Source organism: Streptomyces boetiae (assembly GCF_031845405.1).
GTDB classification, from domain to species: domain Bacteria; phylum Actinomycetota; class Actinomycetes; order Streptomycetales; family Streptomycetaceae; genus Streptomyces; species Streptomyces boetiae.
Window position 1 is genome coordinate 1 of record NZ_JAVREN010000004.1, and the last position, 24937, is coordinate 24937.

Below are 24937 nucleotides of genomic sequence, written 5' to 3' on the forward strand. Positions count from 1 at the left end.
GTTGGGGTGTCCGTGAGGGCCGGGAGGAGGGCCGCCAGGCCGGCCGTCAGTGTGGCCAGGGCCGCAGCGGCGGCGGCCGGTACCGCCACCCGGCGTGCGCGCAGCCGGCGCTCGCCCGCCGTGATCGCCCGCGCCACGTTCACGCCGGGTCCGGCGGGCGGCGGGGCGTCCGCGCGCAGGGCAGCGAGCAGCCACGCCGCTTCGCGGGCCGCGTGCTCGTCCGGAAGGTCCGGGCCGGGGCCTTCTGGCGGGCCGCCCGGGCCTGGTGCGTTCACGGCCGTCCCTCCTTCGATCCCGTTTCACGCGACGCCGGAACGTCCTTGCGGGTGTCCCCCGGCGCACCGCGCCCATCCGCCGACGTGGGCCGTTCGCCCGGCTCCGGCCGCGGGGCCGCCCATTGCGCCGGGTCCGGCCGTTCTGCCCGTATCGGCTGTCGGCCCGGGCCGGCCGTGCAGTCCGGCCCTACCGGCAACTCCGGCCGCCCGGCGGGCCATTCCTCCTGCCGCGGCCGTTTCGCCGACGCCGGCCGTCGCTCCGGTTCTGTCGGCCGCGACCATTCAGCCGACGGCGACCGTCGCTGCGGCTGCGTGCGTTCTGCCGGCCCCGGCCACTCAGCCGACGGCGGCCGTCGGCCCCGCTCCGTGCGCCCGGCCACCCCTTCCGCCGACGCCGGCCGTCGGGCCGGTTCCCGCCGTCCCCGCCCCGGGCGTTCGCCGTAAGCCGGGTGCAAGGAGACCGACAGCAGCTCCCGGAGGCGGCCCAGGCCGCGGGCGGTGAGGGATTTGATGTTGCCCTCGGAGCAGTTGAGGATGCGGGCCACCTCGGCCACGGGGAGGTCGCACAGGAAGCGGAGGACCAGGACGGCGCGCTGGCGCGGGGGGATGCGGGTGAGGGCCGTGTGGATCACGGCGCGGGTCTCCGTGTCGCGGGTGGCGGGGGCGGGGGGCAGGCCGGGGGTTTCCTGGGGGGCGCCGGTGAGGCGGACGCGGGTCCAGGCGAGGCGTTGTTCGCTGAGGAAGGCGCGGACCAGCATCGCGTCCACGTAGCGGTCGAGGTCGGCGGCGGCCGAGGCACGGTGCCAGTGGACGTACAGGCGGGTCAGCGTGGTCTGCACGACGTCGTCCGCGCGGTGCGGGTCGCGGCACAGCAGGTGCGCGACGCGGCGCAGGGCCGGGAGCCGCGCCGCCACGTAGGCCGTGTACGCCGCCACGCCGTTCTCATCCCGCCGCACGCCCCGTCACGACCCCTTCCGCGACACCTCCCACAGCCACACGCCCCCCACCCACCTCTCCTCCTGGCCGAGCAGGGCCCGCAGGGTGACACGCAGGGCGGCGTCGCGCGGTTGCGGGGACAGGACCAGCAGCCCGGCCCGCCAGAACGCCAGGTCCTGCCGCGCCCGCTCCCGTTCCGCCTCCCCGATCTCCGGTACGAGCCCGGTGTCGGCGACGTCCCGCAGCAGCGCGGCCGTGGGCCGCGGCACCGGCCCGTACACGCCCCGGCGCTCCTCCCCGGCCGGGCCGACGAAGTACCCGCCGGGGACGGCGAAGCCCAGGTCCGCGACGGTCTGCCAGCGCAGGGCCGCGGCGTCGTGGGGCGCGGGCAGCGGCACGGGCACCAGCGTCCGGCCCTCGGGCAGGTACTCCCGCCAGGTGCCGTCCGCGACGAACGCCGGGACCGGCGGCCGTTCGTCCGTGGCCAGGGGCGTGGGAACGATCGGCACCAGCGCCGCCGCGACCGCGGACCAGCCCGCCACCCGGACCGCCCGGTCCCGCGTCGCCGCGAGGCCGTCGCAGGCCAGCGCGACCAGGATGCCCAGGGCCGGGACGGCGGCCATCGCCATCCGCGACTCGATGACCGACTCGAACAGCGGCAGCCCGTCCACCAGCCGCCACGGGCCCGGCAGTTCGACGCCCGTGCCGGGCACGGGTATGGACCGGCCCAGCGAGAGCACCACGGCCGCCGCGGCCGTGAACGCCAGGGCGCGGGCCCGCGCGTCCCGCCACAGCCAGGCCGTCACCACGGTGGCGAACGCCAGCAGCGGCCAGCCGAGGAAGGCGTTCTGCTCGGTGCGGTTCAGCGCCAGGGCGTCGGCCGTGGCCTCGTCGCCGGCCAGCGAGCGCCCGGCGAACTCCACAATGGCCAGCGGGGAGTTGCCCGTGGGCCCGTGCTCCAGCCCGGTGTAGCTCTGCGGCCCGAAGAACTGCCAGGCCAGGGGGTACGCCAGCAGCAGCGCCGCCACGCCCCCCGCCACCGCCAGGCCCCGGGCCACCGGCAGCAGCGCGGCCCGCGCCTCCCGGGGCCGGGCCGCCGCCCAGGCCACGGCGAACAGCAGCAGCCCCACCGCCGCCAGCAGCAGGGCCTCCTCGCCGAGGAAGACCTGGTAGGCGGCGAACAGGCCCAGCAGCACGCCGTCCCGGGCCGCCCCGTTCCGCAGCCGCATCGCCCGGTCCGCGATCAGCGGCATCATGAAGAGCACCGCGAAGTTGGGGTGCGCGTTGGCGTGGCTGACCATCGGCGGCCCGAAGGCGCACAGCGCGCCGCCGAGTGCCGCCGCCCACCGGGAGCGCACGAAGCGCCGCAGCAGCAGCCAGTACCAGGCCGCCGCCGTGGCCGCCAGGCCGCCCGTGAGCACCACCGCCCACGTGACCTCCGGGCCCAGCACGGCCGTCAGCGGGGCCAGCGGCACGGACAGGCCGAACATCGCGGTGTTCGCCATCAGGTTCACGCCCAGCGGGGCGTTCTGGAGCGTCGTGAACAGCAGGTCGCCCAGGCGCAGGTGCAGGACGTTGTCGGCCGTGACCGCGAAGAACCACTCCCACTGCGTCTGGTCCTGCCCGCCGTCCACCAGGTAACGGCCGTCCAGGTCCGCCCACAGCCCGCCGAACAGCACGGCTGCGAGCGCCAGATAGCCCGCCACGACCAGCCGGTCCGCCGGACGGGGCCCGCGCGTCAGCAGCCGCGCCAGCTCGCCCAGCACCCGCAGGTAGTCCACCGCCCGCACCTTCGAGCCGACCTGGTGCGACCAGCGCACCGGCACCTCCGCCACCGGCCAGCCCGCCCGGCCGAATCCCCGCAGGATCTCGACGTCGATGCCCCACCCGTCCAGCCGGGAACGGGAGAACGCCGCCCGCGCGCGCTCGCCCTCGAACAGCTTGAAGCCGCACTGGGTGTCCCGCAGGCCCGGAACCGCGACGGCGCGGATCAGGACGTTCCCCGCCTGGCCCAGCGCCTGCCGCAGCCGCGGCTGGCGCACCTCGATCCGCGCCCCCGGGTGCGCGCGGGAGGCGACGGCCGCCGCGTATCCGGCGTCCAGGCGCTCGTGCAGCGCCGCCAGCTCCTCCACGGGCGTGGCCAGGTCGGCGTCCATCACCAGCACCCGGCGCCCGCGCGAGGCCAGCACGCCCAGGCGCAGCGCGTGCCCCTTGCCGTGGTTGTGCCCGCCGCCGCCCACGCGGCGCACCCGCGGCTCCTCCCTGGACGCCGCCTCCACCACGGCCGCTGTCCCGTCGCGCGAGCCGTCGTCGGAGACGATCACCTCCCAGGCCGCGTGCCGGCCGGGCGAGGAGCGCAGGTAGCGGCAGATCAGGTCCAGCGTCCGGCCCAGCCGCCGCTCCTCGTTGTACGCCGGGATGACCACGGTGAGGTCCACTTCGGCGGCGGCGGTCGGCAGGGTCCCGGGGGTCTCGGGTGTTTCGCACAGCACGTGCTCATGACCGCCCCGGACGCCCCGGAGGTTGTGTGACCTGCGTCACGGGTGGGCGGGGCCGCACGGCGGCTGTCAACACGGCGCACGCGGGCGAACGCCGTCAGCGGGCCGGGCGGGGCGGGCCGCGCCGGTGCTTCGGCTAGCGTGCGGCTCTCATGGAGGGACGGACGATGGCAGACTCCGCAGACATCTTCGCCAAGTGCCGCGACTGGACGGCGGCTCGGGAGGCGCGCGCCGCGCGGACCTACCCCTACTACCGCCCGCTGACGGAGAGCGGCGGCGGCGCCGAGGGCGTGGTCGACGGGCGCCGGGTCGTGATCGCGGCCTCCAACGACTACCTGGCCCTGGCCTCCGACCCGCGGGTCGTCGAGGCGGGCGGCGCCGCGCTCCGCCGCTTCGGCACCTCCTGCTCCGGCTCCCGGCTCCTGAACGGCACTCTCGCCCTGCACGAGCGCCTGGAGGGCGAGCTCGCCGCCTTCCTGCGGCAGCCCGCGGCCCTGGTCACCACCACCGGCTTCCAGGCCAACCTCGCCCTCGCCTGCCTCCTGGGCCGCGGCGACCTGCTCCTGCTGGACCAGCACAGCCACGCCTCCCTCCTCGACGCCGCCCGGCTGGGGCAGGCCCGCCACCTGCGCTTCCGCCACAACGACCGGGCGGACCTGGCCCGCCTGCTGGGCGCGAGCGGGACCGGGACCGGGAGCGCGGCTGGGACCGGGGCCTGGGTCCGTGGGGGCCGGATGGCCGTCACCGAGGGCCTGTTCTCCATGGGCGGCGACCTGGCCGACCTGCCCGGCCTGGCCGCGACCCTCGCCGAAGCCGCCCCCGCGCGCCTGGTCGTGGACGGCGCCCACGACATCGGCCTGCTGGGCGAGCACGGGCGCGGCGCGGCCGAACTGCTGGGCGCCGAGGGGTCCGTGGACCTGATCACCGGCACCTTCTCCAAGTGCTTCGGCTCGGTCGGCGGCTTCCTCGCCGGGCCGGAGGAGGTGATCGACTACCTGCGCCACCGGGGCCGGTCCGTGCTCTTCTCGGCCGCCGCGCCCCCGGCGGCCGTCGGCGCGGCCCTGGCCGCGCTGGGGATCGTCCGCGCCGAGCCCGAGCGCCGCCGCCGCGTCCTGGCGCTCAGCGCGTGCCTGCACCGCCTGCTGCGCGAGCTGGGCTGGGACACCGGGAGCAGCCTCATGCCCGTGGTGCCGGTGCACGTCGGGGACGACGCGGCCTGCCTGCGGCTGTGGCAGGGGCTCTTCGACGCCGGGGTCTTCGCGAACGCCATCCTGCCCCCGGCGGTCCCGCCCGGCCGCGCGATGATCCGCCTCTCGGTGACGGCCGCCCACACCGAACGCCATCTGGCCGTCATCGCGGACGCCTTCGCCACCCAGGCGCGCACGGCCGTTCCCCGCGCCCGCGCGTCCCTGCCCGCTCTCCCGAGGTAGGGGGAACGGGGAACGGTCCGCGGGGCGGGCGCGGTGACGGTCCGGCGGCGGGTCAGCCCTCGGGCAGCAGCAGCGGGCTCTTGGTCAGGGTGCGGAAGCTCTCCAGCGGGTCCGCGACCAGGCGGCGGGTCTTCAGGTCCAGGATGCCGCCGACGCTGGTCAGCTCGGCCGAGGTCTCGCCCTCGGCCGTGGTGATGCGCTGCTCGATGCGGAAGACCTTCCCCCCGCCCCAGGTGAAGGCGCAGCTCACGTCCACCTCGTCGCCGGCGCGCAGCTCCCGGTGGTACCGGATGCGGTTCTCCAGGACGACGGGGCCGATGCCCTGGGCGAGCAGGTCGGCCTGGCGTATCCCGGCCGCCTCCAGCAGCGACCAGCGGGCGTGCTCGCAGTACTGCAGGTAGACGGCCTGGTTGAGGTGGCCCTGGGTGTCGGTCTCGTAGCCGCGCACGGTGACGCGGACCGCGAAGGGCGCGCCGGAGGAGGCGGACGGGGCGGACGGGGTGGTGGTCATGGTGCCGATCCGTTCGGGGGAGGTCAGGACGCGGGGGCGGCCAGCTCGGCGAGCACCGCGTCGGTGAAGGCGGGCCACGCCTCGGCGGCCCAGGAGCCGAAGGCCCGGTCGGTGAGCACGACGCAGGCCGCGGGCACGGCGGCGGCGTCCGGGTCCACCCACAGGAAGGTGCCGGACTGGCCGAAGTGCCCGAAGGTGCGGGGCGAGGAGGAGGACCCGGTCCAGTGCGGCGACTTGTGGCCGCGCAGGGAGAAGCCCAGGCCCCAGTCGTTCGGCCGCTGGTGGCCGAAGCCGGGGAGCACGCCGTTCAGCCCCGGGAAGACGACGGAGGTGGCCTCGGCCAGCGTGCGCGGGTCGAGCAGCCGGGGGGCCAGCAGCTCGGCGGCGAAGCGCGCGAGGTCGGCCGCCGTGGAGACCCCGTCCCTGGCGGGCGAGCCGGACAGCTCGGTGCCGCTCATGCCCAGCGGCTCCAGCACGGCCTGGCGCAGATACTCCCCGAAGGGCATCCCGGCGGCCTTGGCCACGTGCTCGCCCAGCACCTCGAACCCGGCGTTGGAATACAGCCGGCGGGTGCCCGGCGCGGCCATCTCCCGGTGCTCGTCGAAGGCCAGCCCGGAGGCGTGCGCCAGCAGGTGGCGGACCGTGGAGCCGGGCGGCCCGGCCGGCTGGTCCAGCTCGACCGCGCCCTCCTCCACGGCGATCAGGACCGCGTACGCGGCCAGCGGCTTGGTCACCGAGGCCAGCGGGAACGGCCGGTCCTGCGGCCCGCGCCGGGCGTCCCCGCCGTCCGCGGTGAGCACCGCGGCGGCGGCCGTCCCCACGGGCCAGGCGTCGATCAGCTCCAGGCTGCGGATCAGCATGGGTCCGAGCGTAGCGCGGGGGTCTGACACGGCCGATACGCGGTCGAAACAGCGGGTATCTAGCGTCCAGGCGCGGGCTGAACGGCCGGCGCCGCGCGCCCGGGCCGAGCGACCGGGAGGGGTGGCGGGTCCGGGAGGCGCGGCGGGTGCGCACCGGTCCGGCAGGCGCGGGACGTTCCGGCAAGGCGTGGGCAGGAGGCTGTGGGATGGATCTCAGTGCGGCGGGCTTCGTGCCCAGCAGGGTCTCCGGGCCCCGGGAGGCCAGGGAGGCGATCGCCGCCGAGGGCGCGGCCCTGGTCCCGGGGGTGGCCGGCGAGGCGGAGGCCGTCGCGTTCGGCCGCCGCGTGATGGGCGCCAGGGCCGTGCGGATCGGCACCCAGATCGAGGCCACCAAGGAGCGGCAGGAGCGCGAGGGCCGGACCCTCGCCGCCCAGCCGCCCGACGCCCGGGGCCGCACCCGCGCCTTCGCGCCGACCGATGAGCGGATGGTGGCCCACAACGACGGCTTCGCGTTCGGCGACCTGGCCCCCGACTACCTCTTCCTGTGGTGCGAACGCCCGGCCGAGCGCGGCGGGGAGTCCTTCCTCATCGACACCCGGCGCCTGATCGCCCTGCTCGCCGCCGCCGAGGAGACCGTCGCCCTGGCGGATTTCTGCCGCGAGGTCCCCGTGGACCACTCCGAGCCCCACCACCCCCAGGACACCCTGGCCCCCATCGTCCGGATGACCCGCTCCGGCCGCTTCCAGGGCCGTTACCACCCCTACCTCTCGCCCGCCCCCGGGGAGCGCGAGGCGGCGCACTGGCCGCTGGTGCGCGCCTGGGAGGAGGCGGTCGTCCGCGCCCGGGACACCGGGCCGATGTTCCGCGCCGAGGCGGGCGACCTGATCTGCGTCGACAACTACCGCGTCCTGCACGGCCGGGACGGCCACAGCGACCCACGCCGCCGCGTCTGCTCGATCTGGGGCTGGTCCACCGAGGCCGTCGCCGTCCCCGAGGGCCCCCTCGACTTCATCGCCCCCCGGTCCGCCGCCTGAACCGGTCCGCCGCCTGACCCCCGCCGGTGGCCGACGCCCCGCGCGGGCGCGGTGACCGAGCGGTGAACATCCCGGGCCAACCGGCACCTTCCGCCCGGCGAGGCTTGCATGGAGCGCACTCCAGGGTTTTAGCGTGCAGGTATGACCCTGACACGGCAGGAGCAGGCACCGGACCTGATCGGCGAGGAGCCCGAGGGCTGCGACCGGGGGCCGGGCCTGCGCCCGCTCCCGGAGGGCCGGGACCGGTACACCATCAGCGAGGTCTCGGCGCACACGGGGCTGAGCGTGCACACCCTGCGCTGGTACGAACGTATCGGGCTGATGCCGCACATCGACCGCTCCCACACCGGGCAGCGCCGTTACAGCGACAAGGACGTGAGCTGGCTGGCCCTGGTCAACAAGCTCCGGCTGACCGGGATGGCCGTGGCGGACATGGTCCGCTACGCCGACCTGGTGCGTCAGGGCGAGCACACCTACGCGGAACGCCGCGCCCTGCTGGTCGCCACCCGGCAGAGCGTCCTGGACCGCATCGAGGAGCTGCGCAGCACGCTCGCCGTGCTCGACTACAAGATCGACCTGTACAGCTGACCGGGTACGGACGGAAAGGCCCACCACACCCAATGAGCACTCCCACCATCGCCACCGCCACGCTGGGCAACGCCGGACCCGAGGTCGGCGTCCAGGGCCTGGGCTGCATGGGCATGAGCTTCGCCTACGGGCCCACGGACGCCGACGAGGCGCGCGCCACCCTGGACCGCGCCCTCGACTTGGGCGTCACCCTGTACGACACCGCCGACATGTACGGCTTCGGCGAGAACGAGACCTTCCTCTCGCCCTTCTTCCGCGCCCACCGCGACGAGGTCACCATCGCGACCAAGTTCGCCATCGTCATGGACCGCGAGGACCCCGCCAAGCGCGGCGTGCGCAACGACCCGCCCTACATCCGCGAGAGCGCCGAGAACAGCCTGCGCCGCCTGGGCGTGGACGTGATCGACCTCTACTACATGCACCGCCGCGACCCCGGCGTCCCCATCGAGGAGACCGTCGGCGCGATGGCCGAGCTGGTGAAGGAGGGCAAGGTCAGGCACCTCGGGCTGAGCGAGGTCACCGGGCCCGAGCTGCGCGCCGCGCACGCCGTCCACCCCATCGCCGCCGTCCAGTCCGAGTGGTCCGTCTTCTCCCGGGACGTGGAGCGCACGGCCGTGCCCGCCGCGCAGGAGCTGGGCGTGGCGTTCGTCCCCTACTCCCCGCTGGGCCGCGGCTTCCTGACCGGGTCGTTCGCGGACGCCTCGGCCGAGCTGACCTCCGACGACTTCCGCCGGATGCAGCCGCGGTACAACGGCGCCAACGCCGTGGCCAACGCCGCCCTGCTGGAGCCGCTGCGGGCCATCGCCGCCGCGCACGGCGCGACCCCGGGGCAGATCGCCCTGGCCTGGGTCCACCAGCAGGCCGAGGTCTGGCAGGACCTGACGGTCATCCCGATCCCGGGCACCCGCCGCCGCTCCCGCGTGGAGGAGAACACCGCCGCCAGCCGCATCCGCCTGAGCGCGGAGGAACTGGCCACGCTGGACGGCATCGCCGAGAAGGTCGCCGGCACGCGCTACCCGGACATGTCCTTTACCTCCGCCGGGCGCGAGTAGTCCCCGCGCCCCGCGGGTAGCCGCCACTGGACGGATCACCAGCGGCCCCGGCCCTCGCCGCCGTTCCCCCGGGAACGCGGGCGGCGGCCGGGGCCGCGTCACCGGCCCCGCGTCACCGGCCCCGCGTCACCGGCCCCGCGTCAGGGGTGCCGCCTCACAGCTCCGCCAGCAGCTCCGACTTCTTCCGGGTGAACTCCTCGTCGGTGAGCAGGCCCGCCGAGTGCAGCTCGCCCAAGTGCCGGATGCGGTTGGCGATGTCGGCCGGGTCGGAGCGGCGGGGGCGGCCCTCCAGGAGGTCGGTGCCGGCCGGCTCGGCGGCCCGCACCGCCTCCAGAACGGCCGCCGCCAGCGGCAGCGACTCGTGCACCAGGCCGTAGCCCAGGCCGAAGACCACGGCGGCCGGGTCCTGGTCCGCCGGGCCGCCCGCCTCCGCCGGGGCGCCGTCCGCGCCGCGCCGGCGCAGCCGCAGGTGGCCGCCGGATATCTCGGGGGAGCGCCACTCCACGCCCGCCAGCTCCCCGACGGGGAAGGACTGGTCCCCGGCCTTCCACTTCGCCGAGGAGGCCCCGGTCCAGAACCAGCGGAAGGAGACCACCTTCCCGTCGAAGGAGACCTTCCCGTCGAACGCCTTGAACTGCAGCGGCGCGGGCGGCGCGGCCACCAGGTACCCCTCGGCCTCCTCGTCGGCGGCCGGGCCCAGGGCGGTGCGCAGCTCGGTGGCGTAGTAGTCGGCGAGCGTCTCGCGCTCGGAGGGCAGCACCAGGCGGTAGGGGTCGGCGGCGTGCCGCAACTGGCCCGCGGCGGCCTCCAGCAGCGGGTCGGCGCCCGGGCGCGGCACGGCGTGCAGCACCACGGTGCCCTTGCGGGCCCCCGGGCCCAGCTCCACCGAACTCAGCGCCTCGTAAGGGATACGGCGCTCGCCCAGGACCTGGAAGAGCTTCGGCGTGCGTATTCCCCGTTCGAAGCGGATGAGCACGGCGTCGGTCTCGAATTCCCACCTCGCGTGGATTCCGGCCAGCACATCACCCATGCGGCTCATCGTATGCGGCGCGTCGGACGAAACGGCGGCCTCCGCGCGGGTGTGTTCCTGGTGTGTTCCTGCCAGAAGCGCATTCGAAGACCCGCTCAGGCGGGGCGTTCCCGCGCCCTTCCCTCGCGCGCGCAGCGTGTGAACGGCGCGCACGAGGGCGCCCCCGGCGCGCAGGTGACCTCCTCCACCTCGCCCGCGCCCACCCGCGCCAGGTTCCGCAGGCTCTCGGTACCCGGCTCGTAGTAGCCGCTGTGGCCCTCGGAGCCGGCGGCGCTCAGCACGTGCGCCCCGAACTCCGGGGCCGCCGGGTCCGCGCCGTGACCCAGCGGGCCGATGGCCAGGTGCGGCACCTCCCGTATCCAGTCGCCCTCCGCCCGCAGCGCCCACACCCGCGCGCCGGTGCGCAGGCCGTTCACGTCCTCGGCGCGCATGCCGGGGCTGCCGGTCACGGCGATGTCGGTGATGCGGCCGGGCAGCCGGGGCGCGGCAACGCCGCAGACCACCGAGCCGTAGGAGTGGCAGAACAGCGCGACCGGAACCCGCCCCGGCAGCGCGCGCACGGCCTCGGCCAGCCGCTCGGCGCCCGCGGCGGCCGGGGCGGCGATGGCCGCGGACATGGTCAGGCCGTCGGGCGCGTCGTAGTCGGCCCAGGCGATGACGGCCGTGCGCAGAGCGCCGGGCCGCTGCACGCGTTCCTGCCGGTAGAGGGCCCGGGCCATGCCGGAGGGGGCGGTGTGCCGGCCGCGGGTGCGTTCGAAGGTGAGGAGTTCGGTGTCCGCGCCGGGGACGACGAGGGAGATCCGGGCGGCGCGCTCCAGGTCCCCGAAGACCTCGGCGGCCCGGCCCCGGCCCGTGGGGTCGAAGGCCAGGAAACGCCGCTCCGGGCGCAGCATCGACTCCAGCCGGTGCATGCGGCGGCCCGCCTCGTGCCGGCCGGCGGGGGAGAGGCGTTCGTCACGCATCCGGCCCCGTTCCTCGCGGCGCGCGTCCTCGATGGCCAGCCGGTTGGCGCGGTAGCGCAGCGCCAGGGGCGCGCCGGGCAGGTTGCCCACGACGAGGGGGTAGCGCTCGGCCAGCCCCGCACGCTGGGCGGGCGTCAGGCCGGCGAAGTACCGCGCGATCCTCGCCGGTTCCGCCTCGGGATCGGGCAACGCCCGCCCTCCGGCCGCCCCCCGCCCCCAGGCCGCGAGCTGCCGCTCGTACACCCCCGGCTCCGCCCCCTCCCCCGCCACCACCCACCCGGCCCCGGCCAGCACGACGAACACGACGGCCAGTACGGGAAGTGTGCGCCTCGCGACGGCCCACCGCGCGGGCGCGACCGGAGGCCGCGAGGCGCCTGGGGCCTTCGCCACGGTCGGCCGGGCCGGCGCGGGGGGAGCCGGCCGCTGCGCGGGCAGGGACGCCGGGCCCATGGCCGTCGCGCGCCGCGCGGTCTCCGCGGTCTCCGCGGTCTCCGCCGGAGGCGGGCCCGCGGCCGACGGCGGCACGGCCGTCGCCGGTGCCTCCCCGTCCGGGGGCCGGGACCGTGGGGGCGGCGACAGCCGCGCGGGCGGTGGCGCGGCGGGACCTTGCGCCCCCGTCCGGGCGGACGGAACGGTGGGGGAGGAACAGTTGCTCAGCACTGCCGAGCCATCATAGGTGGCCGTCCCGGCCCCCGCCGGGCCGCCCGTCACGGCCTACGAAGAGCGCGGTCGCCGGGCGAAAGCCTGCGGCCCCATCGGGGCGGCAGCCCCGGCCGGCCGGCGGCTGACGCGGAGGCGCCCGGCCGCTTTCCGGGGGACGGCCCCGACCGCCGGGTCCCGCGACCGGGCGGAAGCCCGGGGCGTACGGCGGCGGGAGGTGACCCCGGCGCCAAGCACGACCCCACCGGGCGGCAGCCCCCGTCGGCCGAAGGCGAGTGCGGCGGCCCGCCCGCCCGGCCAGGGCACAGCACGGCGCCCGCCGGGCGGAGCCGGCGGGCGCCGTGGGAGCGGGGCAAGCCCGCCCGGGGAGGGCTACGCGTCGCCGCCCGCCGGGCCCGGGTCGGCGGCGGAGACGTCGAGGAGCTGATAGCGGTCGATGGCCTGCTTCAGCGCCGAGCGGTCGATGCGGCCCTGGCGGGCCAGCTCGGTCAGCACGCCCACCACGATCGACTGCGTGTCGATGTGGAAGAACCGCCGTGCCGCGCCGCGGGTGTCCGCGAAGCCGTAGCCCTCGGCGCCCAGCGACTGGTACGGCCCCGGCACCCAGCGCGCGATCTGGTCGGGAACGGACCGCATCCAGTCCGAGACGGCCAGGACCGGCCCCTGAGCGTCCTGCAGCGCGCGCGTGACGTACGGCACCCGCTGCTCCTCCTCCGGGTGCAGCAGGTTGTGCTCCTCGACGGCCACGGCCTCGCGGCGCAGCTCGTTCCACGAGGTGGCCGACCACACGTCGGCCCGCACGTCCCACTCCTCGGCGAGGATGCGCTGGGCCTCCACGGCCCACGGCACGGCCACGCCGGAGGCGAGGATCTGCGCCGGGATGGACCCGGCCTCCCCGGCCCGGTACCGGTACAGGCCCTTGAGGATGCCCTCCACGTCCACCCCGTCCGGCTCCGCGGGCTGGGCGATCGGCTCGTTGTAGACGGTGAGGTAGTAGAAGACGTCCTCCGCGTTCTCGCCGTACATCCGGCGCAGGCCGTCCCGCACGATGTGCGCGATCTCGTAGCCGAACGCCGGGTCGTACGCCACGCACGCCGGGTTCGTCGAGGCGAGCAGGTGCGAGTGCCCGTCCGCGTGCTGCGTGCCCTCGCCGGTCAGGGTCGTGCGCCCGGCGGTCGCGCCCAGCACGAAGCCGCGCGCGAGCTGGTCGCCCATCTGCCAGAACTGGTCGCCCGTGCGCTGGAAGCCGAACATCGAGTAGAAGACGTACACCGGGATCAGCGGCTCGCCGTGTGTGGCGTACGCCGAGCCCGCCGCGATCAGCGAGGCCGTACAGCCCGCCTCGGTGATCCCGTCGTGCAGCATCTGCCCGTCGGGGGCCTCCTTGTACGACAGCAGCAGCTCGCGGTCCACCGACTCGTAGACCTGCCCCAGCGGGTTGTAGATCTTGGCCGAGGGGAAGAGCGAATCCATGCCGAAGGTGCGGTACTCGTCCGGCGCGATCGGCACGAAGCGCTTGCCGATCTCCTTGTCCCGCATCAGGTCCTTCAGCAGCCGCACGAAGGCCATCGTCGTGGCTACCTGCTGCTGCCCCGAGCCCTTGCGCACCGCCGCGTACGCCTTCTCGCCCGGGAGCCGAAGGGGCTTGGCGCGCACCACGCGGGTGGGGACGTAGCCGCCCAGCTCCCGGCGGCGGTCGTGCATGTACTGGATCTCCTCCGAGTCCGGGCCCGGGTGGTAGTACGGCGGCAGGCCGGACTCCAGGTCGCGGTCGGGGATGGGCAGCTTCAGGCGGTCGCGGAAGCCCTTGAGGTCGGCCACCGTCAGCTTCTTCATCTGGTGGGTGGCGTTGCGGCCCTCGAAGTTCGGCCCCAGCATCCAGCCCTTGACCGTCTGCGCCAGGACCACGGTCGGCTGGCCCTGGTGCTCCAGCGCCGCCTTGTACGCGGCGTACACCTTGCGGTGGTCGTGGCCGCCGCGGCCCAGGTGCAGGATCTGGTCGTCGGACATGTTCGCGACCATGGCCCGCAGGCGCTGGTCGCCGCCGAAGAAGTGGTCGCGGATGTACGCGCCGGTCTCGGTGGCGTAGGTCTGGAACTGGCCGTCCGGCGTGGTGTTGAGCTTATTGACCAGCACGCCGTCGCGGTCCTGGGCCAGCAGCGGGTCCCAGGAGCGGTCCCAGATGAGCTTGATCACGTTCCAGCCGGCGCCGCGGAAGACGGACTCCAGCTCCTGGATGATCTTGCCGTTGCCGCGGACCGGGCCGTCGAGGCGCTGGAGGTTGCAGTTCACCACGAAGGTGAGGTTGTCCAGGCCCTCGCGGGCGGCCAGGGAGAGCTGGCCCAGCGACTCGGGCTCGTCCATCTCGCCGTCGCCCAGGAACGCCCACACGTGCGAGCGCGAGGTGTCCTTGATGCCGCGGGCGTGCATGTAGCGGTTCATCCGGGCCTGGTAGATCGCGCTGATCGGGCCCAGGCCCATGGAGACGGTCGGGAATTCCCAGAAGTCCGGCATCATCCGCGGGTGCGGATAGCTGGAGAGGCCGTGCGGGGCCTTGGAGCGCTCCTGCCGGAACGCGTCGAGGTTCCCCTCGGAGAGGCGGTCCAGCAGGAAGGCGCGGGCGTAGATCCCCGGGGACGCGTGCCCCTGGAAGTAGATCTGGTCGCCGCTCTCCCCGCCGTCCTTGCCGCGGAAGAAGTGGTTGAAGCCGACGTCGTAGAGAGAGGCCGAGGAGCCGAAGGTGGCGATGTGCCCGCCGACCCCGATCCCGGGGCGCTGGGCGCGCGAGACCATCACGGCCGCGTTCCAGCGGGTCGCGTTCAGGATCTTGCGTTCGACCTCCTCGTTGCCGGGGAAGAACGGCTCGTCCTTGGTCGCGATGGTGTTGACGTAATCCGTGCTGCGCATCTCGGGCACGGCCACCCGCTTCTCACGGGCGCGCTCGATCAGGCGGAGCATGAGGTAGCGAGCCCGTCCCCGGCCTCGCTCGTCGACGGCCGCGTCGAGCGAGTCGAGCCACTCCCGGGTCTCCTCGGGATCGAAATCCGGGACCTGGCTGGGAAGGCCACCAATGATGATCGGGTTGCGATCTGATCCGGAAGCCACGCTGTTCCTTCACTGTGAGTTGTCTGCTCTGCATGTGTCGCGCCGCCTCCATCGTGGACCTCGAAAGGCGAAACGTCATCTCTACCGAGCGGTAACCGGGGGCCCGCAGCCGTCACGCACCGTGGAGAACGCCCCGCGCCCCCCGCGCGCCCCGGCCTGCGGCGCGTCCGGGGCGTCAACGTTTGGCCGGGCTCGGCGGCCGGGTACTTGCGCGATCCGTCCCGCCCGTGTGGACTACGCCCAAGCCGCGCGCACGCGCGGGCGACCCGAATTTTCCGACTTGAGGGACAGGAGCAATCCGTGAGCGCGACCGCGGACCACGCGGAGGAGCGGACCAATCCCGCCGCGAAGCTGGGATTCCAGCCCGGCCAGGTGGTCCAGGAGATCGGCTACGACGAGGACGCCGATCAGGATCTCCGCGAGGGAATCGAGGCCATCACGGGCCAGGAGCTCGTCGACGAGACGTACGACGACGTGGCCGACGCGGTGGTGCTGTGGTTCCGCGAGGACGACGGCGACCTCACCGACGCGCTGGTGGATGCCACGACGCTGATCGACCCCGGGGCGCCGGTGTGGCTGCTGACGCCGAAGACCGGCCGCGAGGGCTACGTCGAGCCGAGCGAGATCGGCGAGGCGGCGACCACCGCCGGCCTGGCCCGCACCAGCAGCGTCAGCGCCGGCAAGGACTGGTCCGGCAGCCGCCTGGTCACGCCCAAGGCGGCCGGCAGGAAGTAACGCGCGCGGCCCCGCCCGCCGGGCCGGGCCCCGGGACGCCCCGGGCCCGGCCCCGCTCCGCTCTGTGCCGCCCCGGCCCGCCCGCGGGCGCCACCCCGGGTGGCCGGATCCGCGCGAACCGAAGCGGCGTAGGCTGTGGCGCGTCACCCATGTCCCCGACAGGGAAACGGATTACCCGCCCATGGCGATCGAGCCCGGCACCAAGGCCCCCGACTTCCGGCTGCGGAACCAGCACGGCCAGACCGTCGGCCTCGCGGACTACCGCGGCGCCAAGAACGTGGTCCTGCTCTTCTATCCCTTCGCCTTCACCGGCGTGTGCACCGGCGAGCTGTGCGCCCTGCGCGACGAGCTCCCGGCGTTCGTCAACGACGACACCCAGCTCCTCGCCGTCTCCAACGACAGCCCCTTCGCGCTGCGCGTCTTCTCGGAGCAGGAGGGCCTGGAGTACCCCCTGCTCTCCGACTTCTGGCCGCACGGCGAGGTCTCCCGCGCCTACGGCGTCTTCGACGAGGACAAGGGCTGCGCGGTGCGCGGCACCTTCATCATCGACAAGGAGGGCGTCGTCCGCTGGACGGTCGTCAACGCCCTGCCCGACGCGCGCGACCTGAACGACTACGTCAGCGCCCTCGCCACTCTGTGAATCGCCGCCCCGGTCCGGGGGAATCCTTCCGGACCGGGGCGCCGCCCCGGCCGGGCCAGGCCGGGGCCCACGCGCCCGGCGCAACCGCGCACGCTCACCACCGGGGCCCGCACGCCCCGGCCGAAGGAAGGGAGGCCCCGTGGCAGGGGTCAGCCTCAGCAAGGGCGGCAACGTCTCGCTGACCAAGCAGGCGCCGAACCTCACCGCCGTCACCGTGGGCCTGGGCTGGCAGGCCAGGACCACCACCGGCGCCGACTTCGACCTGGACGCCAGCGCCCTGCTGACCGACGCCAGGGGCAAGGTCCTCAGCGACCAGCACTTCGTCTTCTTCAACAACCTCTCCTCGCCCGACGGCACCGTCGAGCACCTGGGCGACGAGCTGGTCGGCTCCGCGACGGCCGGCGCGGGCCCCGCGGGCGGCGGGGACGACGAGGAGATCCGCGTGGACCTGGCCGGCATGGCCCCCGAGGTCCACCGGGTGGTCTTCCCCGTCTCGATCTACGACGCCGACTCCCGCCACCAGAACTTCGGCCAGGTCACCGGCGCCTACATCCGCATCGTCAACCAGGCCGACGGCCGAGAGCTGGCCCGCTACGACCTGACCGAGGACGCCTCCTCGGAGACCGCGATGATCTTCGGGGAGCTGTACCGCCACAACGGCGAGTGGAAGTTCCGCGCCATCGGCCAGGGCTACGCCTCCGGCCTGCGCGGCATCGCCCTCGACTACGGCGTGAACGTCTAGCCGAGCGCCCGTCGCGCGGGGCCGCGCGCGCCTCCGCCCACCGGCGTACGACCCGGGCGGGGGAACTCCGCGGCGCGCCGGAGCGTTGGTGGGCACGGCGGCCGGGAGACCGCCACGCCGGGGCGGCGTGAGGGAATGCCGGCGTGGGTGCTCCGGCCGGCGGACGGGACGGGGTCGGCCCCGCCCCCTCCGGCGCGCGCCGGGTACACTCCCCGCTGGCACATGGGGGCCCCGGGGAGAACCGACCGCCGACAACCGCCCGCACATCCGCGCCCCCGCGCGGGAGACTGGACAACTTGTGATTCTGCGAACCTTCGGCTGGTCCTTCGCCTTCACCGCCATCGGCCTTCTCGCCGCCCTGTACTTCTGGGGCTGGGAGGCGTTCGCGGTGGTGGCGATCCTCTCCGTCCTGGAGATCTCCCTCTCGTTCGACAACGCCGTGGTCAACGCCGGCGTGCTGAAGCGGATGAACGAGTTCTGGCAGCGCATCTTCCTGACGGTCGGCATCCTCATCGCCGTCTTCGGCATGCGGCTGGTCTTCCCCGTCGTCATCGTCTCGCTGACCGCCTCCGTCGGGCCCATCGAGGCCGTGGAGCTGGCGGTGGACGACCCGGACCGCTACTCCGAGATGGTCACCGACGCCCACCCCTCCATCGCGGCCTTCGGCGGCATGTTCCTGCTGATGATCTTCCTCAACTTCGTCTTCGAGGAGCGGGAGATCGTCTGGCTGCGCTGGCTGGAGCGCCCGCTGGCCCGGCTCGGCAAGATCGACGCCTTCTCCGTCGGCGTGGCCCTGGCCGCCCTGCTGCTGACCGCGACCACCGTCGCCTCCCAGGCGTACCAGCACGGCGGCCACCACTCGGACGAGTCCGAGACGGTGCTGCTCTCCGGCCTCGCCGGCCTGCTGACGTACCTGATCGTCGGCGGCCTCTCGGGCTACTTCGAGAACCGCCTGGAGGAGGACGAGGAGCGGCTGGCCGAGGCCGAGGAGGCCGCGGCCCGGGCCGGGAAGCAGCCCAGCGCGGTCGGCCTGGCCGGCCGGGCGGCGTTCTTCCTGTTCCTGTACCTGGAGGTGCTGGACGCGTCGTTCTCCTTCGACGGCGTGATCGGGGCGTTCGCCATCACCAACGAGATCTTCTGGATGGCCCTGGGCCTGGGCATCGGCGCTCTCTACGTCCGGTCGCTGACCATCTACCTGGTCCGCCAGGGCACCCTGGACGACTACCGGTACCTGGAGCACGGCGCGCACTACGCGATCGGCGCGCTGGCCGTGATGCTGCTGATCTCCATCCGCTGGCACCTGCCCGAGGTCGTCACCGGCCTGGTCGGCGTCGGCCTGATCGGCGCCGCGTTCTGGTCCTCGGTGCGGCAGAACCGCCTCGACGCAGCCTCGGGCGAGCCGGGGGCCGAGAAACCCACGGTCAGCGTCTGACGGGCCGGGCCGCCGGCCCACGTGTGAGCCGGCCCCACGTGTGAGGCGGGCCCGGGCACGGGAAGGATTGCCCCGGGGCCCGGGTCCGCCGTGTCACGGGGCCCGCCGCGCACGCGCGTGCGCGCGTTCACCCCGAGCAGGCCCGCGAGTTCACGCATTCGCGCATTCACGAAGAGGTGGGTTGGCCATGTCCTCCCTGTGGTCGTACTGGCGGAACAGCGGCGGGGCCAGGCAGAAGTTCGACACGGTCGGCGGCATGTCGACCTACGCGGTCGAGCTGACCCGGCGCAACCCCACCGCCCCGCTCACCGCCGAGGGCGCCGAGACCGGCACGCTGCGCGTCGAGCTGTCCTGGCGGATGCGCACCTCCGACTTCGGCCGCTCCAGCGATTCGCCGCTGTGGCGCCGGCCGCTGGAGATCTTCAAGCCGGCCGAGATCCAGGGGCACTCGCAGGGCGTGGCCACCATCGACTTCGACCTGGCCTGCCTCTACGAGCTGCAGGACGGCTCGCGGGGCGTCGTGCAGGCCCTGGGCGGGCTGCTGGGCGACTTCACGGACCCGCCGTATATCAAGCTCAGCGGCGACGACCGCTTCGGCACCGGCTCGGGCGAGAACCTCTACATCAACCTCGACCACGCCGACCAGTTCAAGCGGCTCCTCGTCTTCGTCTACATCTACGACGGGGTGCCCGCCTTCGACCGCGCCGACGCGGTCGTCACCCTCGTCTCGGCGGCCGGCCAGAACATCGAGATAGGTCTCACCGATCCGGCCTCCGGCGCCCGCTCCTGCGCGGTGGCCCTCATCGAGCCCCAGAAGGGCCGCCTTGTCGCCCGCCGCGAGGTCAAGTACGTCTACGGCTTCCAGTCCGAGATCGACCGCCTCTACGGCTGGGGCATGTCCTGGGGCCTCGGCAAGAAGGAGGGCCGGGCGCGGGCCTAGAATCCCGCGCCTCGCGCCCCGCGGCAGGCCCCGCTCAACTCGGGCCCCGCTCAATTCAAGAACTGCGGACCCTGGGGCGGGAGGGTGAAGGCGGGGTCGGGCTGAGGGTAGCCGTAGGACGGGGCGGCGCCGTCGGTGGCGTGCGGCGGGGGCCCGGGAGCCGCGGCGCGGACCGGGGGCGTTCCGGCCGGTGGTGAGGACGGGGCGCGGCCCGCCGGGGCGATGCCGTAGGAGGCGGCCAGGGCGGGGAGGCCGCCGGTGTAGCCCGCGCCGCCCGCGCGGAAGTCCCAGCCGCCCGCCGCGCGCCGCAACTCGCCGCAGACCACGGCCGTTTCCCCCTCGCCCGGGGCCAGTGCCAGCAGCGCGAGCACCGGCGCCGGAGCCGGCGCCGCCGCGTCGTGCAGCAGCAGCCGCGCCCCGCGCACCCCCGCGAACCCGCCGTCCGCCGAGGCGGCCAGCACCACCCGCCGCACCCCCGCGTCCAGCCGCCCCAGCTCCGCCTCCACCGTCTCCCGCCGCCCCTCCGCGTCCCGCCGCCGCGGCAGCCGCCGCACCAGCCCCGTGGGGTGCCGCGGCTGGTTGTAGAAGACGAAGTCCCCCTGGGAACGCACCCGGCCGCCCGCGTCGAGCAGCAGCGCCGAGAGGTCGAGCCCCGGCCCGCCCCGCCCCGCGCCCGGCGGATCGCCCCACCGCAGCACGGCGCGCAGCACGGCAACGGGAAGGTGAACAGTCGCTCCCCTCTCCAGCGCACGCGTCATGGAAGGAATCCTGCCTGCGGCCACACTGACGAAACAATGCCCCGCTTACGATTGCCGGGGATCCGGTGCGCCGAACGCGGGAGGCGGCCACGGGAGAGCACGCCCCCTACCGTGGGGCACGTCCACGCAAGCGACCAGCACGTCGGGGAGATCTATGCGGCATTACGGGCACCTGGCGCCCGCCCAGCGTCGAGCGTTGTTCCACCGGGAGCCCGCCGAGTTCGGCCCGGCCTCCCCGGTCAGGACCCTGGGCGTCGCCCTGGGCGCCACCCTCTACTGCCCGGCCACCCGCCCCCGGCTCGCCGCCGACGTGCGGCGGCAGGCCGCCTCCGGGGTCGTGTCCATGGTGCTGTGCCTGGAGGACTCCATCAGCGACGCCGAGGTCACGGGCGCCGAGGAGAACCTCGTGCGCCAGCTGCGGCGCCTGCACCGCGAGTGCGCCGTCGCCGACCTGCCGCTGCTCTTCGTCCGGGTGCGCACCCCCGAGCAGATCACCGGCCTGACCGGGCGCCTGGGCCCCGCCGCCGAGCTGCTGTCCGGGTACGTGGTGCCGAAGTTCACCGCCGCCAGCGGCCCGGCCTTCCTGGAGGCCCTGACCGGCGCCGAGGTGATGTCCGGCCGCCGCCTGCTGGCGATGCCCGTGCTGGAGTCCCCCGAGCTGCTGCACCTGGAGACCCGCGCCGAGGGCCTGGCCGCCGCCGCCCGCGTCATCGAGAAGTACCGCGACCGCATACCGGCCGTCCGCCTCGGCGTCACCGACTTCTGCGCCGCCTACGGCCTGCGCCGCAGCCCCGACATGACCGCCTACGACGTGCACATCGTCGCCTCCGTCATCGCGGACGTGGTGAACGTCTTCGGCCGCGCCGACGGCACCGGGTTCACCGTCACCGGGCCGGTGTGGGAGTACTTCCGGGCCCAGGAGCGGATGTTCAAGCCGCAGCTGCGGCGCAGCCCGTTCAGCGGCCGGGCCGAGGAGCTGCGCGCCCGCCTCATCGAGCACGACATGGACGGCCTGCTCCAGGAGATCGAGCTGGACCGGGCCAACGGCCTGCTCGGCAAGACCTGCATCCACCCCTCGCACGTGGCCCCCGTGCACGCGCTGTCCGTCGTGACGCACGAGGAGTTCAGCGACGCGGCCGACATCCTGGCCACCGGGCCCTCCGGCGGCGGCGTCCTGCGCTCCGCCTACACCAACAAGATGAACGAGGTGAAGCCGCACCGCGCCTGGGCGGAGCGCACCATGCTGCGCGCCGAGGTCTTCGGCGTGGCCCGGGACGGCGTGGACTTCGTGGACCTCCTCGCGGCGGGCATCGGATGAGCGCCCGCGACGTAGGCGCCCGCGACGAGAGCGCCGCCAACGACCCCATCTGGCCCGGGACGTGGGTGGCCGAGCGGCTCGGCGTCCGCCTGACCGGCGAGGACGGCGGCGAGGCCCTGCGCGGCATGCTCGGCCTCGCGCTGCGCCGCAACCCGCGCCGCGCCCACCTGCTGGTCTCCGCCGTGCTGGGCAAGCACGTCCCGCAACGGCCCGCCACCGTCCACGGCGCCGGCATCGAACTCGGCCGCCGCGTGCGGGCGTTGCTCGGTGAGGAGGCGGCCTCCCGCGCCGTGGTCCTGGGCTACGCCGAGACCGCGACCGGCCTGGGCCACAGCGTGGCGGACGGCGTCGGCCCCGGCACGCACTACCTGCACTCCACCCGCAGGCCCGTGGCGGGCGTGGCTCCCGCCGGGGGCTTCGAGGAGGAGCACAGCCACCACACCTCCCACCTGCTGCTGCCCTCCGACCCCGGCCTGCTGACCGGGGGCGGCCCGCTGGTCCTGGTGGACGACGAGCTGTCCACCGGCCGCACGGTCCGCAACACCATCGCCGCCCTGCACCGGCTGCACCCGCGCCAGCGCTACGTGGTGGCGGCCCTGGCCGACCTGCGGCCGGAGGAGGAGCGCGCGGCGCTGGCGAAGTTCGCCGCCGAGCTGGGCGCCGCCGTGGAGGTCACCTCCCTCGCGCGCGGCCGGGCCGAGCTGCCGGACGGCGTGCTGGAGCGCGGCGCGGCCCTGGTCGCCGCCCACGAGGGCGCCCCCGAGCCGGCCGGGCCCCACGCGGCACGCCCCGAGGAGGTGGCGCTGCCCTGGCCCTCCGGCGTTCCGGACGGCGGGCGCCACGGCTTCGGCCCCGAGCACCGCCGCCGCCTGGAGGCCGCCCTCCCGGCCCTCGGCGCGGCCCTGGCCGCCGCGCTGCCGCAGGGCGCGCGGCGCGTCCTGGTCCTGGGCACCGAGGAGCTGATGTACGTCCCGCTGCGCCTCGCGGACGCGCTGGAACGTTCCCTCACGGGCGGGGAGGGCCCCGACGCCCCCGAGGTCCGGTTCTCCACCACCACGCGCTCGCCCGTGCTCCCCGTGGACGACCCCGGCTACGCCATCCGCAGCCGCCTCGCCTTCCCCGCGCACGACGACCCCGCCGACGGCCCCGGGCCGCGCTACGCCTACAACGTCGCCGGCCGCGAACGCCCCTGGGACGCCATCGTCCTGATCACCGACGCCGCCGGCGACACCCCCGCCCTGCGCGCCCCCGGCGGCCTGCTCGACCGCCTCGGCGCCCATGCCCCGGGCCTGCTGCTCGCCGTGGTGCCCGCGACGCCCCCGCTGCCTCCGCCGCTGCGCGGGCCCGCGTTCTCCTCCTACGCCCCCGACGAGGTCGGCTGGCTCCTGCAGGACCTCTCGGACGTCACGCTGGAGGCCCCCGCCGAGGAGCGCGAGGAGGCCATCCAGTCCGGCGGGGCCCACTACGCCGAGTCCCTGCCCGTCGAGTACCAGCCCAGCGCCGCCTACCAGCGCCTCTTCCACGCGGCGCTGGACGCCTCGGCCACCCGCGTCGCGCGCGCCGTCGGCACCGTCACCGAGGCCGTTCTCGCGGAACGCTCCGCGCCCGGCCGCCCGCCCGTGCTGGTCTCGCTGGCCCGCGCCGGGACCCCCGTCGGCATCCTGATGCGCCGCTGGGCCCGCCACGCGCACGGCCTGGACCTGCCGCACTACGCGATCTCCATCGTCCGGGGCCAGGGCATCGACACCACCGCCCTGCGCTGGCTGGCCGCCCACCACGACCCGGCCTCCGTCGTCTTCGTGGACGGCTGGACCGGCAAGGGCGCCATCACCCGCGAACTCGCGGATGCGCTGCGGCCGTTCGAGGGCTTCGACCCGGAGCTCGCCGTCCTCGCGGACCCCGGCGGCTGCGTGCGCACCTACGGCACCCGCGAGGACTTCCTCATCCCCTCCGCCTGCCTCAACTCCACCGTCTCCGGGCTGATCTCGCGCACCGTGCTGCGCGCCGACCTCGTCGGCCCGGACGACTTCCACGGCGCCAAGCACTACCGGGAGCTGGCCGACGCGGACCTCTCGGGGCACTTCCTCGACACCGTCGCCGCGCGGTTCGCCGACCCCACCATCGCCGGGGGCGCCGTCGCCGACGCCGCCGCGCTGCTCGCCGCCCCGGCCCACTGCCGCGCCCCCTCCTGGGCGGGGTGGCGCGCCGTGGAGCGCATCAGCGAGGAGTACGGCATCCACAACGTCAACCTCGTCAAGCCCGGCGTGGGGGAGACCACCCGCGTCCTGCTGCGCCGCGTTCCCTGGCGCGTGCTCGCCCGGCGCGGCGCGGGCGCCGACCTGGACCACATCCGGCTCCTGGCCGAGCAGCGCGGCGTCCCGGTCGAGGAGACGGACGACCTGCCCTACAGCTGCGTCGGCCTGATCCACCCCCGCTACACCAGGGGCGCCACCGGCGCCGACGGAAAGGCCGCACCGTGACCGCACCCGCAGCCCGGGCCGCCTCCCCGGCCGTCGTCGCCACCGACCTGGACCGCACGCTGATCTACTCGGCCGCCGCGCTGGCCCTGGACATGCCCGACGCCGAGGCCCCGCGCCTGCTGACCGTCGAGACCTACCAGGCGCGCCCGCAGTCCTACGTCACCGAGCGGGCCGCCGCCCTGCTGGCCGAACTCGCCGCCCACGAGGGCGCGTTGCTCGTCCCGACCACCACCCGCACCCGCGAGCAGTACCGCCGCGTCCGCCTGCCGGGGCGCGTTGCCCCCTACGCGATCTGCGCCAACGGCGGGCACCTGCTGGTGAACGGCCGCACCGACGAGGACTGGAACGCCTCCGTCCGCGCCGCGCTCGCCGCCGGCTGCGCCCCGCTGGCCGAGGTCCGCGACCACCTGCGCCGCGCGGCCGGCCCGGCCTGGCTGCTGAAGGAGCGCGTGGCCGAGGACCTGTTCGCCTACCTGGTGGTGGACCGCGAGGCGATGCCGGACGCCTGGCCCAAGGAGCTGGCCGCCTGGGCGGAGCCGCGCGGCTGGACCGTCTCCCTCCAGGGCCGCAAGCTCTACGCGGTGCCCCGGCCGCTGACCAAGTCGGCCGCCGTCGCGGAGGTCGTCCGCCGCACCGGGGCGGGCTCGGTCCTGGCCGCCGGGGACTCGCTGCTGGACGCGGACCTGCTGCTCGCGGCGGACCGCGCGTGGCGGCCGGGCCACGGCGAGCTGGCTGCCGCCGGCTGGAGCGCCCCGCACGTCACCGCGCTCGCCGCACGCGGCGTCCGCGCGGGCGAGGAGATCCTGCGGGCGTTCCTCGCCGCGGTCGCCTCCTGCGCGGCAGCGCCCGGCTGAACGGGCCACAGCCGGTCGGGCGTTGACGGTCGCGGCGGCTGCGGCTGCTGCGGCTGCTGCGGCTGCGGCGGCTGCGGCGGCGGCTGCGGCGGCTGCG

At 75.2% G+C, this 24937-nt stretch carries 20 protein-coding genes and 1 pseudogene; 12 read left to right on the forward strand and 9 right to left on the reverse strand.

Annotation, left to right across the window (positions count from 1 at the left end):
* The 3 genes and pseudogenes from RM780_RS03485 to RM780_RS03495 form a co-directional block, all read right to left on the reverse strand.
* Window positions 1-275: pseudogene (locus RM780_RS03485) on the reverse strand (hypothetical protein); the annotation flags it as partial.
* A complete protein-coding gene (locus tag RM780_RS03490) occupies window positions 272-1210 on the reverse strand; it encodes a sigma-70 family RNA polymerase sigma factor (RefSeq protein WP_311628951.1) in 939 nt (312 codons plus the stop codon). The gene RM780_RS03490 and the pseudogene RM780_RS03485, both read right to left, overlap by 4 nt.
* 27 nt (window positions 1211-1237) lie before the next feature.
* Complete coding sequence (locus RM780_RS03495) at window positions 1238-3700, reverse strand: glycosyltransferase (RefSeq protein ID WP_394812883.1); 2463 nt, start codon at window positions 3698-3700, stop codon at window positions 1238-1240.
* A 176-nt stretch (window positions 3701-3876) separates the two neighbouring features.
* On the opposite strand from RM780_RS03495, the gene RM780_RS03500 reads away from it, so the two are divergent.
* Window positions 3877-5139, forward strand: coding sequence for an aminotransferase class I/II-fold pyridoxal phosphate-dependent enzyme (locus RM780_RS03500; protein WP_311628953.1), 1263 nt, complete (start codon window positions 3877-3879; stop codon window positions 5137-5139).
* Window positions 5140-5191: 52 nt separating this feature from the next.
* Here the strand turns inward: RM780_RS03500 and RM780_RS03505 are convergent, their stop codons facing one another.
* Complete coding sequence (locus tag RM780_RS03505) at window positions 5192-5650, reverse strand: acyl-CoA thioesterase (protein WP_311628954.1); 459 nt, start codon at window positions 5648-5650, stop codon at window positions 5192-5194.
* A 23-nt stretch (window positions 5651-5673) separates the two neighbouring features.
* The gene (locus RM780_RS03510) at window positions 5674-6510 is read right to left on the reverse strand and encodes a serine hydrolase domain-containing protein (RefSeq protein ID WP_311628955.1); all 837 of its coding nucleotides are present in this window, start codon (window positions 6508-6510) and stop codon (window positions 5674-5676) included.
* Window positions 6511-6716: 206 nt separating this feature from the next.
* Here RM780_RS03510 and RM780_RS03515 point away from each other — a divergent pair, with 206 nt between their 5' ends.
* The 3 genes from RM780_RS03515 to RM780_RS03525 all read left to right on the forward strand — a co-directional run bounded on the left by RM780_RS03515 (window position 6717) and on the right by RM780_RS03525 (window position 9184).
* The gene (locus RM780_RS03515; protein WP_311628956.1) at window positions 6717-7544 is read left to right on the forward strand and encodes a TauD/TfdA family dioxygenase; all 828 of its coding nucleotides are present in this window, start codon (window positions 6717-6719) and stop codon (window positions 7542-7544) included.
* Window positions 7545-7685: 141 nt separating this feature from the next.
* A complete protein-coding gene (locus tag RM780_RS03520; RefSeq protein WP_311628957.1) occupies window positions 7686-8132 on the forward strand; it encodes a MerR family transcriptional regulator in 447 nt (148 codons plus the stop codon).
* Between the two features lie 32 nt (window positions 8133-8164).
* Entirely contained in the window at window positions 8165-9184 is a 1020-nt protein-coding gene (locus RM780_RS03525; protein ID WP_311628958.1) for an aldo/keto reductase, read from the forward strand.
* 154 nt (window positions 9185-9338) lie between these two features.
* Here RM780_RS03525 and RM780_RS03530 read toward each other — a convergent pair whose 3' ends face one another.
* The 3 genes from RM780_RS03530 to aceE all read right to left on the reverse strand — a co-directional run bounded on the left by RM780_RS03530 (window position 9339) and on the right by aceE (window position 14941).
* Window positions 9339-10214 (reverse strand): DUF4429 domain-containing protein, encoded by an 876-nt coding sequence (locus tag RM780_RS03530; protein WP_311628959.1) that lies wholly within the window; start codon window positions 10212-10214, stop codon window positions 9339-9341.
* Between the two features lie 95 nt (window positions 10215-10309).
* The gene (locus RM780_RS03535; protein WP_394812877.1) at window positions 10310-11479 is read right to left on the reverse strand and encodes an alpha/beta hydrolase; all 1170 of its coding nucleotides are present in this window, start codon (window positions 11477-11479) and stop codon (window positions 10310-10312) included.
* A gap of 729 nt (window positions 11480-12208) precedes the next feature.
* Window positions 12209-14941 (reverse strand): pyruvate dehydrogenase (acetyl-transferring), homodimeric type, encoded by a 2733-nt coding sequence (aceE, locus tag RM780_RS03540; protein WP_311628960.1) that lies wholly within the window; start codon window positions 14939-14941, stop codon window positions 12209-12211.
* Window positions 14942-15241: 300 nt separating this feature from the next.
* Here aceE and RM780_RS03545 point away from each other — a divergent pair, with 300 nt between their 5' ends.
* The 5 genes from RM780_RS03545 (at window position 15242) to RM780_RS03565 (ending at window position 19430) form a co-directional block, all read left to right on the forward strand.
* Window positions 15242-15676: a DUF3052 domain-containing protein gene (locus tag RM780_RS03545; protein WP_311628961.1), complete on the forward strand. Its 435-nt coding sequence runs from the start codon at window positions 15242-15244 to the stop codon at window positions 15674-15676.
* Between the two features lie 181 nt (window positions 15677-15857).
* On the forward strand, window positions 15858-16316 hold the full coding sequence (locus RM780_RS03550; protein WP_311628962.1) for a peroxiredoxin: 459 nt from the start codon (window positions 15858-15860) through the stop codon (window positions 16314-16316).
* A 139-nt stretch (window positions 16317-16455) separates the two neighbouring features.
* Window positions 16456-17058, forward strand: a complete 603-nt coding sequence (locus RM780_RS03555; RefSeq protein WP_311628963.1) for a TerD family protein — start codon at window positions 16456-16458, stop codon at window positions 17056-17058.
* Window positions 17059-17356: 298 nt separating this feature from the next.
* Window positions 17357-18490 carry a DUF475 domain-containing protein gene (locus tag RM780_RS03560; RefSeq protein ID WP_311628964.1) on the forward strand — a complete coding sequence of 378 codons (1134 nt, stop codon included), beginning with the start codon at window positions 17357-17359 and terminating at the stop codon, window positions 18488-18490.
* A gap of 187 nt (window positions 18491-18677) precedes the next feature.
* The gene (locus RM780_RS03565) at window positions 18678-19430 is read left to right on the forward strand and encodes a Tellurium resistance (protein WP_311628965.1); all 753 of its coding nucleotides are present in this window, start codon (window positions 18678-18680) and stop codon (window positions 19428-19430) included.
* A gap of 50 nt (window positions 19431-19480) precedes the next feature.
* Here the strand turns inward: RM780_RS03565 and RM780_RS03570 are convergent, their stop codons facing one another.
* Window positions 19481-20188, reverse strand: coding sequence for a TerD family protein (locus tag RM780_RS03570; RefSeq protein ID WP_311628966.1), 708 nt, complete (start codon window positions 20186-20188; stop codon window positions 19481-19483).
* Between the two features lie 154 nt (window positions 20189-20342).
* Here RM780_RS03570 and RM780_RS03575 point away from each other — a divergent pair, with 154 nt between their 5' ends.
* From RM780_RS03575 to RM780_RS03585, 3 genes are read left to right on the forward strand one after another with little or no spacing between them, the layout of a single operon-like run.
* Entirely contained in the window at window positions 20343-21506 is a 1164-nt protein-coding gene (locus RM780_RS03575) for an HpcH/HpaI aldolase/citrate lyase family protein (RefSeq protein ID WP_311628967.1), read from the forward strand.
* Window positions 21503-23986, forward strand: coding sequence for a phosphoribosyltransferase (locus RM780_RS03580; RefSeq protein WP_311628968.1), 2484 nt, complete (start codon window positions 21503-21505; stop codon window positions 23984-23986). Before RM780_RS03575 ends, RM780_RS03580 begins: the two co-directional genes overlap by 4 nt.
* Window positions 23983-24840 (forward strand): HAD family hydrolase, encoded by an 858-nt coding sequence (locus RM780_RS03585; RefSeq protein ID WP_311628969.1) that lies wholly within the window; start codon window positions 23983-23985, stop codon window positions 24838-24840. The genes RM780_RS03580 and RM780_RS03585 overlap by 4 nt, the downstream gene beginning before the upstream one ends.
* Window positions 24841-24937 lie beyond the last annotated feature (97 nt).

Coding starts and splice junctions, on each gene's coding strand:
- RM780_RS03550 (WP_311628962.1), top strand. CDS start 15,858: ATGGCGATCGAGCCCGGCACCAAGGCCCCCGACTTCCGGCTGCGGAAC.
- RM780_RS03575 (WP_311628967.1), top strand. CDS start 20,343: ATGCGGCATTACGGGCACCTGGCGCCCGCCCAGCGTCGAGCGTTGTTC.
- RM780_RS03515 (WP_311628956.1), top strand. CDS start 6,717: ATGGATCTCAGTGCGGCGGGCTTCGTGCCCAGCAGGGTCTCCGGGCCC.
- RM780_RS03525 (WP_311628958.1), top strand. CDS start 8,165: ATGAGCACTCCCACCATCGCCACCGCCACGCTGGGCAACGCCGGACCC.
- RM780_RS03570 (WP_311628966.1), bottom strand. CDS start 20,188: ATGACGCGTGCGCTGGAGAGGGGAGCGACTGTTCACCTTCCCGTTGCC.
- RM780_RS03530 (WP_311628959.1), bottom strand. CDS start 10,214: ATGGGTGATGTGCTGGCCGGAATCCACGCGAGGTGGGAATTCGAGACC.
- RM780_RS03580 (WP_311628968.1), top strand. CDS start 21,503: ATGAGCGCCCGCGACGTAGGCGCCCGCGACGAGAGCGCCGCCAACGAC.
- RM780_RS03520 (WP_311628957.1), top strand. CDS start 7,686: ATGACCCTGACACGGCAGGAGCAGGCACCGGACCTGATCGGCGAGGAG.
- RM780_RS03500 (WP_311628953.1), top strand. CDS start 3,877: ATGGCAGACTCCGCAGACATCTTCGCCAAGTGCCGCGACTGGACGGCG.
- RM780_RS03505 (WP_311628954.1), bottom strand. CDS start 5,650: ATGACCACCACCCCGTCCGCCCCGTCCGCCTCCTCCGGCGCGCCCTTC.
- RM780_RS03510 (WP_311628955.1), bottom strand. CDS start 6,510: ATGCTGATCCGCAGCCTGGAGCTGATCGACGCCTGGCCCGTGGGGACG.
- RM780_RS03565 (WP_311628965.1), top strand. CDS start 18,678: ATGTCCTCCCTGTGGTCGTACTGGCGGAACAGCGGCGGGGCCAGGCAG.